This is a genomic window from Undibacterium sp. Ji42W (assembly GCF_049340405.1).
Classification (GTDB): domain Bacteria; phylum Pseudomonadota; class Gammaproteobacteria; order Burkholderiales; family Burkholderiaceae_D; genus Undibacterium.
In genome coordinates this window covers 83,157-99,357 of record NZ_JBMPOV010000001.1, presented here as the reverse complement: position 1 = coordinate 99,357, position 16,201 = coordinate 83,157, and the positions used below count along the sequence as shown (strand labels likewise).

The window sequence follows — 16,201 nt, the reverse complement described above, 5'->3', positions numbered from 1 at the left end:
GCCGCATTGGCATACTGTAATCCAAGGAAATGATATATGTGGTTTGTGGGCGCAATTATCGGCTTTATTCTGGGCGTGGCGACCGGTTCTGGTGCTGCCATGTTCTTTTTTGCTTTGACGGGTGGTTTTGTCGGATATCTGATCGCTAGTTCGCGCAAGACTAATACCGACACCAAGCTGGTGGCGAATAAACTGGTACACCAGCCTGCGCAAAGCAAACCTGTCGATGCAATGGCAGAGATGCGCCAGAAAATCTTCACACTTGAACATCGGCTGCAAACGCTGGAACGTGAAATGGCCGAGCTCAAAGCCGGTGGCGTAATTATCAATAATGTCGCACCACAGCCAGAACCGGTAAGCCAGCCAGTTACAGAAGAAAAAGCAGTGGCAGAACCCCAGGTAGCCCTTGCTGACGCAAAATCAGCCGACACCAGCGCTCGCTTAGCTGTGCCGCTGACAAGGGCATTTGGATCACAGACTGAAGCTGCCGCGGGCACGCAAGAAAATGCGCAGCCACCAGCACTGGACCTCGAGATACAGCCTTTGGAAGAAGCGATTCTTGTCAAAGAAATCCCCGCAGTCGTTACAGAGCAAGTCACTCCAATGACAGCAGTGCAGGCAGCAGAACCTTTGGCACCTGTAGCAGCTACAGCAGCTACGGTAATTGAAGTGCCAAGAGTAATTCCCGCCATCGTAAAACCGCCAGTTGCCAAACGCCCACCACCATCGCCTCCAAAAACGTTGAGAGAAAGCTTGCCTGCACCGCTGGCGAAACTGATTTTTGGTGGTAATGCGCTGGTCAAAGTCGGTGTCCTGATCTTGTTCCTGGGCCTGGCCTTCTTGCTGCGCTATACCGCAGAGCGGGTCACGGTACCGGTGGAATTGCGCTACGCAGGCGTGGCTTTGTCTGGTGTGATCTTGCTGGCGCTGGGCTGGTTCTTGCGCAGCAAGCGCCGCGACTATGCCTTGATATTGCAAGGCATGGCGATAGGTGTGTTTTACCTGACTACGCTATCCGCGATGAAATTGCATGCCTTGATTTCTCCTGATGTCGGCTTCGGTTTCCTGTTCCTGGTGTCTGTTCTCAGTGCCATCCTGGCGGTCTTGCAAAATGCACCGGTGCTAGCCATTGTTGCTGCAATTGAAGGTTTTGCGACCCCTGTTTTGATTTCCACTGGTGAAAACCGTCCGCTAGGTTTGTTCACATACATGGCCGTGCTGGATATAGGTATCTTCGTGGTTGCCTGGTTCAATGCCTGGCGCGTGCTGAACCTGATCGGTTTTGTCGGTACCTTCACCCTGGCATTGGGCTGGGCAGAACAAAACTATACTGATAGCCAATACGGCATTGTTCAACCTTTCCTGATTTTCTTCTTTGTCCTGTTTGCCCTGATAGGCTTGCTGTTCGCCCGCCGCACCCTGAAAGAAGCGGAAGTTGAAGAAGGCCCGTTGGCTACCCTGAAGCGGGTAGGGCGGGTCGACAGTGCTCTGGTATTTGGCAATCCCATCACCGCCTTTGGCATGCAATACATGCTGGTCAAACATACAGAGTTTGGTGCAGCCTTTTCTGCACTGGCGGTAGGTTTCTTCTATTTGCTGCTGGCCAGGTTTGTCTTTTCGAAGGCCAGACAAGGCTTGGCTTTGCTGGCCGAAGCCTATGTCATCGTTGCTGCCATCTTTGCCACGCTGGCGATACCGCTGGGACTGGAAGGTGCATGGACAGGTGCTGCCTGGGCCATTGAGGGCGCAGGCATGTATTGGCTGGGCGTACGCCAGCAACGACCTTATGCACGCGGTTTTGCTTATGTCGTCATGGTCGGCGCAGCTTACAAGCTCTTGCACGGTATCTACATCAATCCCGAGCCCACTGGACCATTGTTGCAGGGCGGTTTGCTGGGGCCGGTCTTGCTGGCAATTAGCTGCTTTGTGGTCTGGAATCTGCATAGAAAAGCTAAGCCAGAGAATATTGCAAGCTGGGAGGCCATGCCAAATGCCGCCTTGCCGTGGCTGGGTACAGCTTCACTGGCTTTATTGCCCTGGATGGTGCTGGTTCCACAGTTTGCAGCTGCGGCTATGGCTGTCATGGCCTTGCTGGTATCGGCCATTGCCCGTCGTTATGTACTGAAGGCTTTTGAACATATTTCTGCCACTTTGCAGGCGGCCGCGCTGGCGTCTTTCATGCTGACCCTGCATGTTGCCGCTAATGGCAATGCTGCGCTGGAAGATGGCTGGAAAGGTGGCCTGGCTGCCCTGATCATCGCTGGCAGCATTTTGTTCAGTGCAGGGCGTTCCATGGTGGCAGCCAAGCGGGCTGCACAGGCGCAATCTTTACCGCCAGCCTGGTCAATCTGGAACCAGGTGGCCATCGTCAGTGGTAGCGCATTATTGCATCTGGCCATGCTGTTTGCCATCAACCTGACGCAGGCATCATTGATCTGGCCATTAACTGCCTGCCTCTTGCTATGGGTAGGTTTGCGCATGTCGCATGGTGCGCTGGCAGGTTTCTCCGCCGCTTTGCAAGTCATTGCTGCTGGTTTGTGTCTGGTGGAACCTGGCAAATACCAGGGCACGGCATTTGCACATCTGGGTTTTTTGGTACCTTTGTCGCTGGCTGTGTCTGCGTGGCTCAGTGCTGATCTGATTCGGGCTGAGGCTGCCAGAATGCGTGCCGTGTTGCTGGACTTGAGTGAGTTTAGTCATGCTGCAACATCGGATGAAGTCAATACGTCGGGGCAAAAATGGCCATCGGTTTGGCTCAATCTCTGGTGCAATAGCAAGCTGGCGCTTGGTATGCCAGTTGTCTGGGGGCTGGCATGGTGGTTGAGTGCCTGGTTCCCTGAAAGTCTGGAAGCCCTGGTACGCACAGATCAGCGCAATTATTCTTCGACCGTTGCGATCGTGATAGGTCTGGTCAGTTCTGTCCTGATGGCAGCACTGGCAGGCTGGCGTCAATGGCCGCAAATGGGTTTTACCACCATCGTTACTTTACCCTTACTGATTTTTGCTGGTTTGATAGGTATGGTCGGCGCGGATGGGTCTTATTTGCCATCGGCAAACCTGGGCTGGCTGGCCTGGCCGCTGGCATTGGCATGGCATTTGCAGATACTGAAAAAGCAGCAAAACTGGATGGCAACATTGCCCCGACTCTTGGGCCTGACGCATATCGCAGGTTTCTGGTTCTTCCTGTTATTGGCAGCCCGCGAAGGGCAGGCACGCCTTGCACCGCTGGCTGATAGTTGGTCGAGTTGGCCATTACTGGGTTGGGTGCTGGTGCCTGCGCTGGTCTTCTGGTTCATTGGTGCCAAGCCACTCGCAGGCAGGTGGCCGCTTAATTCTTACCGTAAAGCCTACATAGAGCAGGCATGCGCGCCCGTTGCCCTGTATTTGCTGGCATGGTGCTGGTTGACCAATGCCTTCAGCGCGGGCGATGCCAGCCCCTTGCCTTATCTGCCTTTACTGAACCCGCTGGAATTGGGGCAATGGCTGGTGCTGGCGTCCTTATTGCACTGGTGGCGCGCTTTGCCTGTGGCTGCACTCAAAACAGACACCAAACATGCTGCAACAGCATTGGTAGCCGCTACAGCCCTGGCTTTATTGACAGGCATGGTCTTGCGTAGCTGCCACCATTTTGCCGGCGTGCCTTGGGATGCAGATGCCTTGTTTGCTTCGCGCCTGAGTCAGGCAGCCGTTTCCATTACCTGGGCAATTTGTGGCGTGTCTGTGATGTTGTTTGGTAACCGCCGTATGTCACGCAGTATCTGGATAGCTGGTGCTGCCTTGCTGGGTGTCGTGGTATTGAAACTGTTCCTGATAGAACTGGCAGACCGTGGCGGCTTATACCGTATCGTCTCTTTCATCGGTGTTGGTATCTTGTTGCTGGTGGTTGGTTATTTTGCCCCTGTGCCCGTCAAGCCAAAAGAAATGCAGGTGGCTGCAGTATCCGCGGATGACGACACACCAGAAGATCAGGAGAAGGCGTCATGAGTATCAGCAAGCTGAAATTGAAATTGTCATTGCTGGCTGCCTGTGCGATAGCTTCCGCTGTCGTTGCAGCACAGGCGATTAGTCCGCAGCTAAAGCATGCAGTCATCTCTAGCACTGGAGCGGGCCCGTATTTTCAATTGGACATACCCACCATTATTTATCCTGGCAGCCTGCATCCTGATCTGCATGATGTGCGTGTGCGTAATGCCGAAGGTGATCTCTTGTCCTTTGCCTGGGCAGACGTAGAAACGGCGACTGCCAAGCTTGAGAGTACTACGGTCAATGCGTTTCCTGTAAAAGATATACAAAGCAGCAGCTTCAGCAGCTTTCGGCAAAATGCAGATGGCTCACTGACCGCTTTGTCGCAAGTGAAAATCACCAGGCAAAATCCTGTGCCTGCCTGGATTATTGATGTCAGCAAGATCAAAGGCAAGTTATTGCAGGCCAGGTTCAGCATTAACGAGCAGGTGGATGGTATGTTCGGTTTCACGCTGGAAGGCAGTAACGATCTGAAAAACTGGCAATCGCTGGGTAGTGAACAGTTGGTGCAATTGCGCCACCAGGGTTCTATGTTGCAGAATCTCGCCATCAGGCTACCTCATGTCAGTGCACAGTATTTGCGCCTGCGCTGGAATAATCCTGCAAATGCTCCCTGGCTGGACAATGTCAGTATAGACAGCCAGCAAGAAGTCTACACGCCACCGATTTTACAATGGAGTAAGCCAATTGCTGTGAAAGCCTGTGGTGCAAGTTACTGTGATTATTCCATTCCGGACAATACACCGATAGACAGCCTGCGTCTTCTGGTCAGCGAGCCTAACACCTTGCTACATATCACAGTGCTGGTGCAGGTGACGACGACAACTGCACCGGCGTCCTCGTATCATCACAGACATAGCCCACTATATCCTCTGCATGTCTTAAGAAATCAGAAGCGCAATGCTGAAGTGCAGGTGGTAGATCAACAAGTCTGGTTGAATGACAGCCTGGTCTATAAAATCAATTTGCAGAATGGCGAAGTCAAATCACCTGATTTACTCATGGATGGTGCCAGTTATAAAACCTTGCGCTTGCAGACTGATAATCCATATAGCAAGCTGGCCAAAACCCTGCCAGAGATACAGATCGCCAGTTTGCCGCGCAGGCTGGTTTTTCTGGCGCGCGGTAAACCGCCGTATCAGCTGGAATGGGGAGTGGAGAACAAAGAGGGTGCTGCAATACCTTTGACAACGCTTATTCCGAAAATGGATTTGAGCAAGCCAGTGCAGGCTGATATCGCCAGTGTAGAAATTGCCGACTATGTCGCACCTCAGGCTGCGGTCAAACCAGTTGCTGAAAAAACACCCACCAAAGAGCACAAACCCTGGTTATGGGCTGCATTAGGTGTTGGTTTATTATTATTGGGCGGGATGGTATGGTCCCTGCTGAAGAATATGTCTGAAGATAAGGCAAAGACCTGAGTATTTTCTCAGGTCTTTCGAGGGGAATTAAATGCTTTGCAGACGCTGCAAAGCGTCTTGCAAAGTGGCATCCTGCTTGGCAAAGCAAAAGCGCACGATGCCAGATTCCTTGCCTTGCTGATAAAAAGCAGACACCGGGATGGCTGCCACACCAATTTCAGTCGTCAGCCAGCGGGAAAATTCCAGCTCGGTCTTGTCGGAAATCGCTGAGTAATCAACTGACTGGAAATAAGTGCCCGCACATGGCAACAGGCGTAAGCGTGAATTGGCGAGGCCAGCTCTGAACAAATCACGTTTCTTTTGATAAAAGTCCGCCAGCTCCAGATACGGAGCAGGCTTGCTCATATACTGCGCCAGTCCCACCTGCATAGGTGTATTGACGGTAAAGACATTGTATTGATGGACCTTGCGAAACTCTGCCATCAGTGCTGCCGGTGCTGTCACATAACCGACCTTCCAGCCTGTCACATGATAAGTTTTGCCAAAGCTGGAAATGATGAAGCTGCGCTCTGCCAGCTCAGGGTAGCGCGACAGCGATTCATGATGCTGTCCATCAAATACCATGTGTTCGTACACTTCGTCTGAGGCGATCAAGACCTTGGTGGCACGCACGATATCTGTCAAGGTGGCGATGTCATCTACGCTTAGCACCGATCCGGTAGGGTTGTGCGGTGAATTCAGCATCAACAAACGGGTCTTGTCCGTGATGCTGGCTTTTACCTTATCCCAAGGAATAGTGTAGCCATCTGCACCCAGTTCCATGCTGACAAATACCGGCACGCCACCTGCCAGCTTGATACTCGATACATAGCTGTCATACGCAGGTTCAATGACAATGACTTCATCGCCAGCATGTACGCAGGCCAGCAAGATCGTCAAAATGCCTTGGGTAGCACCGGCTGTGACGGTGATTTCAGTATTCACATCATAAGCGTGCCCATAGATGTTTTTGATCTTGGCGGCTATCTGCTCGCGTAATTGCGGCATGCCTGGCATGGGCGGATATTGATTGTAATTATCCGTCATGGCCTGCGCTACCAGGGCAGGCAGAGCAGGGTCGCAGCTAAAGTCAGGGAAGCCCTGACCAAGATTGACCGCTTTTTTCTCTGCTGCCAGGGTAGACATCACTGAAAAGATGGTGGTGCCCACTTCGGGCAATTTAGACTCAGGTACGAAGCGGGCAGTGGTCGTCATCAGTGAAACTCTTCAAAAACTATAACTGTTAATATAAAGCGATTATTTAGTACCAAACAAACGGTCACCAGCATCGCCCAGGCCTGGCACAATATAACCATGCTCATTCAGGTGATCATCGATAGACGCAGTGACGATAGGCACATCAGGATGAGCAACATTCATGACCTTGATGCCTTCAGGTGCGGCCAGCAAGCAAACGAATTTGATCGTCGTTGCGCCACGCAGCTTCAAGCGGGTGATGGCTGCAGCGGCTGAATTGCCGGTTGCCAGCATAGGATCAACCACGATCACCAGGCGGTCAGCGATATCTTCTGGCACTTTGAAGTAATACTCGACTGGCTCCAGTGTTTCCGGGTCACGGTACAGACCGATGTGGCCTACGCGTGCATTTGGCAGCAAATCCAGCATGCCATCCAAAATGCCATTGCCAGCACGCAATACAGAAATCACGCACAATTTTTTGCCGCTGATGGTCGGCGCATCAATGGTGGTGATTGGTGTCTCTATCTTCACCAGTTCAATAGGCAGGTCACGAGTAACTTCATACGCCAGCATCTGGCTGATTTCACGTAACAGGCGGCGGAAATTATCGGTAGGTGTGTCCTTGCTGCGCATCAGTGTCAGCTTGTGCTGCACGAGCGGGTGTCTGATTTCGGTGACGAGTTCGTTCAAGGTAATTCTCCGGCAATGTTGAGTTGACCGCTATTTTACGTCCCAGCCAGCATTAAGGGAAACGGATAAATCAGGAATTGAGGTGTTTTTCCACTTCTGATCCAGCCATCGTCAAATTTTTCTTGATTGATAATCCACTATAAGAAGTTCCGGCATGGCAGGGCCCGCAATGACGGTGAACGACTATCAGATCAGGAGTGCAGAATGGACAGCAATCAGGCGTTGTTAAATAAATTATCTCTGGGAGACTACTCCCTCGATCGCCATGGCGATCGCAAGGACGATTATTTGCCACCAGAAGAGGCAATTGAGTCCAATACCCGCATCGATGTGAAAGGTATTCGTGAAGCCATCGCGCGGGTAGAGGCAGAAGCCAGAGCCACTGTAGCAGCAGAAACCAGGTTCAAAGCAGAATCTCAAGCCAGGGCATTGGCAGAGACCAGGGCGCAGGCAGAAGCAGAATCAGCCGAGTTGGCGCAGCGCAAACTGGCATTGGAACAAGAAGCTGTTGCCGGTACCCAGGCAAAATTGATGGCAGAGCGCCAGTCGCGTGCTGCCAGTGAAGCTAGAATTGCCGCTACTGCCGAAGAAACCAGGAATCTGCAAGAACGCACACTGATAGAGTCACGGGCCCGTGAACAATCAGAACAACGCGCCAAACTGGAACAGCAAGCCATACAAAAAGCCGAGCACCAGTTCAAGGCTGAGTCAGAACTGGCTTCTCAAGCACATGCCGAAGCAGAAAAACTCGCCACTCAAACAGCCAATGCTCGCAACTGGGCAGCAGAGCGCTTTGCTGCGTCACAATCTGCCCGCCAACAGGCAGAAGAGCGCGCTCGCGCTGATGCCCGCATCACCGAACTGGCACGCGAACGCGAAAAACGCGACCGCGAAGCCCGCGAAACTGCAGAAATGCTGGCCAAAGTCCGCAGCGAATCCCTGCAAATCAGCAAAGAACGCGATCAAGCCGAAGCCATGGCGCTGGAATATGCCATCAACCGCGCTCCGGTAGAGCTGCGTGCCCGTGAAGACGCATTGGCACGCGTTGCCCTTGAGCAAGGTCAGGAAGCAATCGCCCAGGCCAGGATGGAGTCTGAAAGAAGGGCGGCAGAAGCTATACAATTGCGCATGCAGTCAGAAGAAGACCTGCGTATCGCTGCCAACAAACGCGAACAGGCAGAAAAAATAGCTGCTGCGACAGCCCAAGCCCGACGTGAAGCAGAAGACAAAATCCGCATGGTGACCGAATCACGCATACGCGCAGAGCGCGAACTGCAATCAACCGCCATGACGCGTATAGAAAATGAACAACAAGCCGACATGCAAGCCCGGGCAAGGCAAAGTGCTGAAGCTGTATTGGCAGAAGAGGCCCGTCAACGCCGTCTGGCTGAGCAAGAAGCTGCCGACAATGCCCGTCAGCGTGTCATAGAAGAGCAGCGTGCTGCCACGCTGGCTAAAGAACGTGTGGAAATCGAAAAGCAGGCTGTACAAGATGCCCGCGAAAAAGCCGATTCTGAGCAACAAGCCTTAAGCGCCAGCGCCTTCCAGGCTGAATTGTTGAAACGTGCCAACCTGGCAGCCGCAGACAAAGCCAAAAAAGCCCAGGAATTGATGTTGGCTGAAAAATTGCGTGCCGCAGCAGAGCAAAAAGCCACAGCTGCATTGCAAGAAAAGTTGACTGCCGAACGCAAAATGACAGAAGAAGCCGAAGCTTTAGCAAAAGCTGAATCGTCTCACGCTGAACTCTTGCGCATGCAAGAGCAAGCAGAGCATGCACGTCGAGTGGCGCAGGAATCTGAATGTGTGGCAGAAAAACTGAGCCTTGAAAAAACCATGGAACAGGTGGAATTGCAGCAAAAAATGGCCGCAGCCGCTGCCAGAAAAAATCAAGATGCCAGCGAACTTCTGCGCGTCCAACAGCAACGCACTAATGATGAGGTGAAAGCGATGGAACTTCAGGAAGAAAAACTACAGGCAGAACGTCGCCGCGCCAATGCAGTGCAACAAGTGCTGAAGGCAACCCAGGAAAAACTGCAACTCGAACAAGCCGCCCAGCAAGAAGCCGAAGCCAGACTGCGCGCCGAAGAGGAATCTAAAGCAATAGCCGCCGCCAGGGAGCAAGCAGAACGTGAAGAAAGACTGGCGCTGGAAGCTACACTCGATGCAGAAAAAACTACTCTTGAACAAACAGAACTGCAAAAAGATGCTCAATGCAAGGCAGCCAAGGTCGCTTTGCTGATTAGCCATCAAGCCACAGAAATGGCGCGCGCAGAACAAATGCATCTGGAAGCAGAAAAACAGGCTGCAAGAGCCGCCCAAGACAAACTGGAAGCAGAAAAATCAGCTGCTGAGCAAGTCATCGCCCGCGCACAAACTGACCGCGAACATACCGATGTCTTGAATGCACGTCAGCAGCAAGAGATAGAAGCCCGCGCAGCGCGTCAGTCCATGATTGCTGCAGAACAAGTACGCCTGCAAAAAATGCAGGAGCATGCAGATTTGCAAAAGCAGTCAGCAGTATTGGCACAAACCAAGGCACTAGAAGCTGAGGAATTAGGCAAGACTTTGCGCTTGCGGGCAGAGTCCGAGCAAAGAGCCCTGAGCCTGGTCCAGCAAAAACTGGAAGCAGAAAAACGCCTGACAGCAGAATTGCAAGCCAAGGCAGCTGTAGAGCAAGCGCAACGCGATCAGCATCTGGCACGTCTGGAATCCGAGCAAGCTTTGCGTGTTGCCATGGAAAGCAAAGTTGCAGAAGAGAAAAAACTGCTGGAACAAAACAATCAGCAAGCCAAAGCTGAGCAGCAAGCAGCAACCGCAGCTGCAGCAAGGGTGAAAGCTGCAACCCAGTTGGCGCAGCTTGAACAAGGAAAAGCGAAGTCGCAGCAACAGGCAGCCCAGGCGCTGGAAGAACAAGCCAGACTGGAAAAGCAAAAAGCAGATGCAGCTGAATTGGAAGCAAAAGCAACTACCGAAAAACTGGCAGCAGAAAAAATCGCGACAGAAGCCGCGACTGCCAGAGCAAAAGCAGAGCAGCAACATGCACAAGCCGCAGCCGTCAGGGCCAGGGCAGAGCAAGAAGCCAATGAATTGGCGGTCGCCAAGCTGCAAGCTGAACAAGCATTGCAAATCCAGGCGCAAGCCTATGCTGCCAGCCAACACAAAGCGCATGAGCTGGTCGTTGAAAAGAACAAAAAAGTTGCTGAACTTGATGCTGTCTTGCAACAACGTCTGGCGGATGATCAGACCTTACTGGATGCCACAGCAGCCAAATTGCAAGCTGAAGCAGAAATACATCAAGACGTGCAAAGCCGCTTGTCCAGCGAAACCGAAGCGCGGCAGTTTGCCGAAGCCCGTGCCCGTGCAGAAAAAATCATCCGCACAGCAACCGAAGCAACACTGGCATCAGAAAATGCCCTGTTTCAGGAACTGGCTGCGCATGCTGATGCACAGAGCCTGATGGCTGAATTGTTGGCCCAACGCTTGCAACAAGAGCAGGCATTATTGGCTGCACAACAACAACGTGTCGCTGCTGAGCAAGCCGTATTGGATAGTCTGACAGCCAAGCAACAAGCTGAGCTGGCAGCTACCGCAGAAGCGGAAGCGCGCTTGGTGGCAGAGCAAGCGCAGCACAAATTGATCACTGAGCGCCAGGCTGCTGAAGCACAAGCACGCGAACTGGCAGAGAAATTCAACGAAACCGAAAAACAATGGCTGGCACAAGCGGCCCAGGAAGCATTAATCAAACGTCAGGCAGCCGTCGCGCTGGAAGAAAAAACAGCCTTATTGCTGGAACTGAGCCGCGCCAGCCAGGAAAAAATCGCAGTTGAACAACAAATTAGCGCTGAACTGAAAACTAAGCTGGAACAGGAGGAATCCACAGAAATCACCCTGCAAGCCAAACTGTCGATTGAACGTGAATTTGCAGAAGCTGCAAGCGAACGTGCCTATAAAGAACAAGAAGCACTGGAAGCCACATTGCGTCTGGCCAATGCTGAGCAAGCATTGCTGGCCCGTTCCGCAGAACATGCAGAAGCACAGCGTCTGGCTGCAGAAGCGACAGAAACCAGATTGCGCGAAGCTGAAGCTCTGACGATGACTGAAAACCAGCGCGCTGCCAGCGAACTTGAAGCACTGAGCCTGGTACAGCAAAAACTGGCTGCCGAACAAAAAGCAGCGCAAGAGGCAGAGCAACGCAAACTGGCTGAGCAAGAATACCTGGGCCTGTGTGAAATTCGCGCCAATGCGGAGCAAGACGCCAATGTCGCTATCCAGGCACGGCTGCAAAGTGAAAAAGAGGCAACCGAGTTGGCAAATGCACTGGCAATATCTGAGCAACAAGCCACTGAAGCAGCTCAGGCTCGTGCTGAGGAACTGTTCATCCTGCAACAAGCAGAACAACAACGTGCAGAATTGGCGCAGCGTGAAATCATCACCATCCAGCAGCAAAAACAGATGGAGATGGATAGCCTGCAAATGACGCAGGATGCCTTGCGCCTCATAGAAGAAAAAATGGAAGCTGAGCGTCTGGTCATTGCAGCGACTGAAGAACGTGTACGTCTGGAATCAGAACTGGCAGAACAAAGTAAGCAACGTGCAGAACAACTGTTGACCGCCAACGCTCTGGAACAAGAAAAACTGGCGCTGGAACGTCAAATTGCTGAAGCTACAGCCCTGCAAATCGCTGCCAATGAACAAGCCTTGCCAGAACTGCGCGCCAAATTACTGAAAGAAAGCCAGCTTGAAACCTTGGAAGCGCAAAGACTGGAGAAGGAACAAGCCCTGGCCGTCGCGATAGCCGTACGTGTCGAAGAAGAAAACACATTGTTAGCGCACGCCGAGCAAGCGTTGGCAGCAGAGGCGGAACTGAAAATCGAATTTGCATCCAAGCTTCAAGTTGCTGAAACACAAAGACTAGAAAAAGAACAAGCGCTCGCCATAAGCCTTGCTATACGCTTGGAAAAAGAAAATGCTTTGTTCAAACAGGCTGAACAAGTATTGGCAGTAGAGACAGTATTACAAGCTGAATTGACATGCAAACTGGAAACTGCTGAAGCACAAAAGCTGGAGAAAGAACAGGCACTCAACGCTGCTGTCGCCAAACGCATGGAAGAGCAAAGTGCGCTGCAAGCCAAACTCGAAGAACAATTGTCCCTGGAAGCTGCTTTACAAGAAGAACTGCAACAGCAATTGATCGCTGTTGAAACACAAACTCAGCAAAAACAGCAAGCATTGGCAGATGGAGCAGCAAAACGCATCGCCGATGAAAAGGCATTGCAAGCGCAGCTGGAAAAACAAGCTGCCGACGAAGCAGAATTGCAAACCATGTTGCAACAACGCGCAGCACAAGAAGCTGCAGCCCAGGCTTTCATTGAGCAGGCATTAGCGTCTGCCAGAGAATGGCAAGAACAAAACAGACTACACATACAGCAACAGCAAGAAGAATTACAAGCTGAGACAGAAATGGCAAAACAAACGCTGGAAGCCGAACATCATGAAGCAGAGCAACTGGCTCAAGCCCTGATCACCAAACTGCTGACCAATAGACAAACATCAGAAGAATGGCGCCAACAGGTTGAGCGAATGCTGGCAGCAGCACCGATCACTGTGCCTTACGATGCGACAGTTGCTCAAGACGAGGTGCAAAAACGCTTCCGCTTGCGCCCATCTGTCATTGCTGGTTTGTTATTATGTGCTGGTATCGCAGGTTTTGCCGGCTTCAATAGTTTTGCCTTGAATGGCACAGCAGCTTCCCGTGCAATCAGCCAAAAGACAGCGTCGGTAGAGCAAGTAGCGCCAGTAACGCCAGTGCAAAAAGTGGATACTGGTTTGCACATGACTTATGAGTTGGCTGTTCCCGCTGATGCTGCACCGGTTCAGGCGGAAGAAGGTAGTAAAGCCGTTACGACACAACTGGCCTTGGCAGGTAATCGTTAATGTAAAATTTTATTTAACCCAATAAATATTTAAATAAAAATGCCGCGCATGTTTGCGCGGCATTTTTATTTTATTGACACTAATAATCGACTTGTCTGGGCACAGTTTTCTTGATATGAGCCAATCTCTTACAAGAGGCTGTTTGTGTCAAAAGAATAAAAATAATAGTTGATCTGCGGAAGAAGGGGTAGATATATCTTAAGAAACAAATTTAAGTCCTTGATTTAAAAAAAGGGGTCACCCATTAGCTCTCGGTAGTCAAGCAGTCGAGGTGTAATATGTAATATGAGAAAAAAGTCTAATTCACTACTCCGCATATATGAGGTTTTTGCGGCCATGTTTATCTTCATATTGCCATTGATAATATTGCATAAATTTTTTCATATTGATATTGGCCCTTATGTGATTCCTGTTGTAGTAGTTTTATGGTTCGTTGTTGCTTATTATTCTATTAAACGCATATTTTTTGAAAAGGACCAAGTTGATGGTGAATCTGAAGATTGATGATGCCTGCCAACTGTAAAGACCGGGTTACCCATTAGTCCCCGATAGTCAAGTAGTCGAAAAACATACTCTCAACACACCGCAATCAGATTTGCCACGCCACCACACGCTTGTTTCAAAATGCCATCGTGCCTTTTGCTTCAACGTGTGGTTGCGTGAATCGCAGCTTCACCCATGTGGATCTGGCGAAACATCAAGCTGGATTTCGCCCATTAGCACAGCTACTCCAGAAGCATCTCAGTGCCGCGTTGCGTCCAGGTGATGGGCGAAAAAAGGGGTAGATATTACATTCACACATTTCTTTAATGTAGTAATGTAAGGCCCTATCTTTTGTGGGAAGCGGAGCAATTCGCACAAGCGCTGATCACTAAACTGCTCAGTAACAGACAACCATCGGAAGAATGGCGCCAACAGGTTGAGCAAATGATGGCAGCAGCACTGATCAGCGTGGCTTATGGCGTGACAGTTCAGCAAGATGAAGTGCAAAACGCTTCCGCCTGCGTCCATCTGTCATCGCAGATTTGTTGTTGTGCGCTGGCATTGCAGTTTTTGCCGGTTTCAGTGATTTTGCTTTGAGTGGGGCAACCGCTTTCCGCGCAGTGAATCAAAAAAAGCTGCGGTTGAACAGGTAGCGCCAGTCGAGAAAACAGATGGCAGTTTGCATTTGAGTGATGAGCTGCTGCCCTTGTTGATTCTGCACCCGCACAGGCAGAAGATGGTAGTAAGGCCACAACCACTCAACTGGCTTTGGCGGGTAGTCGTTAAGTAGAAGTAAAGTCTGTATAGTCTGGACAAAAAGCCACGCATTTGCGTGGCTTTTGACTTGTAGGCATCGGTGTTTGATGAGTGAGCTATGGTACCGGATGTAATTCCAAGGCCAAAAATTCTACGCCTTGTGTTTTAGATGACGCCATATTGAAATTCGATAGCGACTCACTGCCTGACAGGGAGGGCGGCAGTTTTGCAAACTATAGTGGTGATTTTACGCAAACACTGCGGACTTGATAACTTGAAACGCTTCATTTTCAAGTATGACCTTGTCTAGGGACTGGTGTAAATCAGGCCTCTTTCGCTTCCTGTAACGCAATCACAATGACAAACCCACCTTCGGCATGATTGTAGATGCGTAATTTGCCGCCATGGCTTTTGATGATGCGATCTACAATGGCCAGACCAAGGCCAGAGCCATTGGCCTGGCTGCGCGACGCATCACCACGGGTGAAGGGACGCAGCAGGCGTACCAGGTCTTGTTCTGCCACGCCCAGTCCATGATCGCGGAAGCTGATTTGTATGCCCAGCTTTCTATCCTTGTTTTTGCGTGAGCATTGCACGTCAAGTGTGATGACGGGAGATCCTGGGGTTTTTCCGTAGCGGCAAGCGTTTTCCACGATGTTGTTGAATAAACGCCTGAGTTCAGTCAAATTGCCATTGACATAGATATCAGGTTTGATAGCAGTGCGCAGGCGCAGGTTTTGAAACCGGAATGCCTCATCCATGACTTGTTGTATGACTTCACTGATGTTAATGCGCTCGAATTCGACCTTGTCGAGCGGCTTTGCATAGTCGAGGAACTGACTGATGATGTCATCCATTTGCTGCAGGTCAGATTGCATACCGGTTCTGGCGTCGTCGTTCAGATTCGCCATCTCGACTTCCAGTTGCATGCGTGCCAGCGGGGTACGCAAATCATGCGAAATACCTGCCAAAATGATGGACCGGTCTGTTTCTATCCTGACCAGATCTTCCATCATCGTGTTGAAGCTGACATTGGTCTCGCGAATTTCTTTTGGACCTTTTTGTGGTAAGGGCGGTGGTTGTTTGCCTTTGGCGACTGCGCGCGCTGCATTACTCAAACGAGACAATGGGTCATTAATGAGTTTGGAGATGATAGCAGCACCCAACAATGTTAAAAACAGGGTGAGGACAGCCCAGCTAAATAATTGCTGGCCTATCGGCGGATCCAGCCGGTCTTGTTCCAGCCTTAACCAGTAGTGATCGTCTTCAATATCAAAACTGATCCAGAAGCCGCTGATATCGTTCAGTTTGCTGGCAAAGCGGGTGTTAGTACCCAGCCCGCGCAACATCAAAGGCCGTGATTCAATAAAGAAAGGCGTGGCTTCTGGCTCTTCTACGCGGTCAGTATCTTCCAGCAGATAAATTTGCACACCTTCTTTATTGGCAAGGTCGCGCAAGAGCTCATGCCTTTTTTCAGGGGCGGAATGTGTCAGGGCAGCGCGGGTGATGGTGACAATGGAAACAATTTGCGCCGCCATTTGTTGTGCCCTTGGCGCTGTTTCCAGGGTGCGGAAATTGGACATCCAGGCCAGCATGCTGGCGGTGACAAGGACCGCCAGCATGAGGAAGGTACGCCAGAACAGTCCGCTTTTTAGCCATTCCAGACTGTTGAGGTAGTCACGCATTCAAGGTTTGCAAAAAAGGCAATGAGGGGG

At 51.1% G+C, this 16,201-nt stretch carries 7 protein-coding genes; 4 read left to right on the top strand and 3 right to left on the bottom strand.

Going from position 1 to position 16,201, the window contains the following annotated elements; genetic code table 11:
• Positions 1–36: 36 nt before the first annotated feature.
• Entirely contained in the window at positions 37–3,984 is a 3,948-nt protein-coding gene (locus ACO0LG_RS00430) for a DUF2339 domain-containing protein (protein WP_423022261.1), read from the top strand.
• A complete protein-coding gene (locus ACO0LG_RS00425) occupies positions 3,981–5,444 on the top strand; it encodes a DUF3999 family protein (protein ID WP_423022259.1) in 1,464 nt (487 codons plus the stop codon). Before ACO0LG_RS00430 ends, ACO0LG_RS00425 begins: the two co-directional genes overlap by 4 nt.
• Before the next feature lie 27 nt (positions 5,445–5,471).
• Here ACO0LG_RS00425 and ACO0LG_RS00420 read toward each other — a convergent pair whose 3' ends face one another.
• Together ACO0LG_RS00420 and upp are read right to left on the bottom strand one after the other, a co-directional pair.
• Positions 5,472–6,638 (bottom strand): pyridoxal phosphate-dependent aminotransferase, encoded by a 1,167-nt coding sequence (locus ACO0LG_RS00420; protein ID WP_423022257.1) that lies wholly within the window; start codon positions 6,636–6,638, stop codon positions 5,472–5,474.
• A gap of 42 nt (positions 6,639–6,680) precedes the next feature.
• Complete coding sequence (gene upp, locus ACO0LG_RS00415) at positions 6,681–7,313, bottom strand: uracil phosphoribosyltransferase (RefSeq protein WP_423022255.1); 633 nt, start codon at positions 7,311–7,313, stop codon at positions 6,681–6,683.
• 204 nt (positions 7,314–7,517) lie between these two features.
• Between upp and ACO0LG_RS00410 the strand changes: the two genes are divergently transcribed.
• Entirely contained in the window at positions 7,518–13,247 is a 5,730-nt protein-coding gene (locus ACO0LG_RS00410; RefSeq protein ID WP_423022253.1) for a hypothetical protein, read from the top strand.
• Positions 13,248–14,177: 930 nt separating this feature from the next.
• Entirely contained in the window at positions 14,178–14,327 is a 150-nt protein-coding gene (locus ACO0LG_RS00405) for a hypothetical protein (RefSeq protein ID WP_423022251.1), read from the top strand.
• A 482-nt stretch (positions 14,328–14,809) separates the two neighbouring features.
• Here ACO0LG_RS00405 and ACO0LG_RS00400 read toward each other — a convergent pair whose 3' ends face one another.
• The gene (locus ACO0LG_RS00400) at positions 14,810–16,171 is read right to left on the bottom strand and encodes an ATP-binding protein (protein ID WP_423022249.1); all 1,362 of its coding nucleotides are present in this window, start codon (positions 16,169–16,171) and stop codon (positions 14,810–14,812) included.
• Positions 16,172–16,201 lie beyond the last annotated feature (30 nt).